2 protein-coding genes are annotated in these 2,712 nt (G+C 65.6%); both read left to right on the forward strand.

Annotation, left to right across the window (positions count from 1 at the left end; all coding sequences use genetic code 11):
* Nucleotides 1–1,806: cytochrome c3 family protein (locus MJ601_RS21675; protein ID WP_242130464.1), on the forward strand; the 1,806-nt coding region annotated here is incomplete at its 5' end.
* A 17-nt stretch (nucleotides 1,807–1,823) separates the two neighbouring features.
* Entirely contained in the window at nucleotides 1,824–2,672 is an 849-nt protein-coding gene (locus MJ601_RS21680; protein WP_242130465.1) for a metallophosphoesterase, read from the forward strand.
* The last annotated feature ends 40 nt before the right edge of the window (nucleotides 2,673–2,712 follow it).

Genomic DNA, 2,712 nt, shown 5'->3' on the forward strand with positions numbered 1-2,712 from the left:
TTCCTTGTCCGTCAGATCAGCCTCACCGCCGATGGCCGCGAGATCGTTCGCGCCGCCACGGTGGAAAAGCCGCAACTGTCGTTGGGGCGCGGGGCCGGAAATGACATCCACCTTCCCGATCTGGCGCTGGAGCCGGACCATGCCCGGATCGAGCAGATCGACGAACGCACAATCCGCGTCCGCGCCACCGGCACATTGGGCTTCGGCCTGGATGGCCGCAATGTCCTGCGTGCCGAGATCGACAGCGGCAAGGGCGCGGAACTGCGTTTCGGCGGTCATCGCGTCACCGTGTCGCGGGGTGACGATGGCGCCATCATCCTGTCCATCCGTCGCGTCGATGCCGTGTCGGAGGCGTCGGAGGAAAAGGAGGAGAGCAGGGTCTTTTCCCTGCGCGGCCTGCTGCCGGGCAAACGGCTGACGGCATGGGGCATGGTGCTGGCCATTCTGATCGGCTTCCTTGCCGTCCCGATCTGGAGCTATGCGAGTCGCCCCGCCGACGACACGCGCAACATCTACAAGGTCGTAGGGGACAGATCATGGTCTTCGGGTCCCCTCAGCCAGGCGCATCACGCGCTGGAGGGGCGCTGCGAGACCTGCCATCAAAAGGCCTTCGTCTCGGTTCGCGACGGCGCGTGCCAGACCTGCCACAAGGCTGTGCACGATCATGCGCCTGCCGCCCGCATCGCGCTGGCCAGGGCGGAGCCGGGGCTGGGCGGCAGGTTTCTGGCCGGGGTTGCCGCCGCCTTCGGCAAGCCGCCGGAGGGCGCCTGCGTCGACTGTCATCGGGAACATGAAGGCGCAGGGCCGATGCAGCCGGCACCCCAGGCCTTCTGCACCGACTGCCACGGTACGTTGAAGGACCGCTTGAAGGACACGAAACTGGGTAATGCGGGCGATTTCGGCACGATCCATCCGGAGTTCATGCCGCTGGTGCAGGCCATGCCCGGCAAATATCCCCGCTTCACCCGCGCATCGCTGAGTGCCCGTCCGATGGACGACAGCGGTCTTAAATTCCCCCACGACATTCATCTGTCCGCTACCGGCGGCGTCGCCCGGATGGCACGGACGATGAAGGCGCAATATGGCTTTGGTGACGCGCTTGCCTGCAAGGATTGCCACAGGCCGACGGCGGACGGCGTTCGCTTCCAGCCGGTGGAGATGGAACGCGACTGCCAGATGTGCCACAGCCTTGCCCTCGAGACGATCGGTGGAACCGTCCGTACGCTTCGCCACGGCCAGCCCGACCAGGTGGTCGCGGATCTGCGCGCTTATTATCGCTCGACTGGCCCGGCCCAGCCGGTGGCGCTGGGCGGGATGGCGCGGCGGCGGCCCGGCGACTATGCGCAGGGGCAAATCTATCATGCCTATTTCGGGGCGGCGGCGGCGCGCCCGTCGCGCGCCGACGATGCGATCCGGGCGGTCTTCTCCAGGGGCGGCGCCTGTTATGATTGCCACACGGTCAAGCCGCCCGGCGCCAGCGGCAATGCGGGCTGGCAGGTGTTGCCGGTGCATCAGCCGATGCGCTACATGATGAACGGCTGGTTCGATCATGCCGCCCACCGCACGGAAAAATGCGAAAGCTGCCACGCTGCGCCCAGATCGCACGATGCGAAGCAGTTGCTGCTGCCGGGCATCGACAGCTGCCGCACCTGCCATGGCGGGGAAAAATCCAGAACTGACGTGCCATCGGGCTGCGCCATGTGCCACAGCTATCATATCGGCGACGGCGCGCCATGGATAGCCGCGGATCGCAGCGTTAGAAAGGATCAGGCGGACAGGCCGCGCAAGACCGGCCAGCAGGAATAGGGGGAGCGAAAAGGACCATGCTGATCGCACAGGTCACGGACATCCATCTGGGCTTCGACCCGGAAAATCCCGCCGAGTTCAACCGCAAGCGGCTGGACCAGGTGCTGCGCGCGCTGAACGATGGTCCTAACCGCCCCGACCTGCTGCTGGCGACCGGCGACCTCACCGATCATGGCGACGCGGACAGCTACAGACGGCTCGCCAACGCGTTCAGCCAATGCGATTTCCCGGTCTGGCCCTGCATGGGCAATCATGACGACCGGGCCAATTTCGCGATCCATTTCCCGCATGTCCCGCAGGAGGATGGCTTCGTCCAATATGTCGTTCCCCTGCCCGGAAAGCGCATCGTCATGCTCGATACGCTGGAGCCGGGGCGGCATGGCGGCGCCTTTTGCGAGCGGCGGGCGGCATGGCTGGCCGACCGGCTGGATGAGGACGGCACCACGCCGACGCTGATCGTGATGCATCATCCCCCGGTCGAGGTCGGCATCGACTGGATGAACACCCATCCGGAAGAACCCTGGGTCCAGCGCTTCGCCGCCGCCATCGTGGACCGCCCCAATATCGAAGCGATCCTGTGCGGCCATATTCATCGCGCCGTAGCGGCGCCTTGGCATGGCGCGACCATCGCCATCTGTTCTTCGACCGCCCCGCAACTGGGGCTGGATCTGCGCCCGATGGACCCGGAAGCGCCTGACAACCGCCCGATGATCGTTGCCGATCCACCCGCTTATGCGCTGCATCGCTGGACGGAGCATGGGCTGATCACCCATTTCGAAACGGCGGACGATCATGTCATGCTGGCGAAGTTCGACGCGACGATGCAGCCGCTCGTACGAACGTTGATCGACGAGCGGCCTGGCTGAAGCTCTATTGGACAGCCGCGGGACCGGGATAGGCTATGCC

Source organism: Sphingobium trunci (assembly GCF_022664535.1).
Lineage (GTDB): Bacteria > Pseudomonadota > Alphaproteobacteria > Sphingomonadales > Sphingomonadaceae > Sphingobium.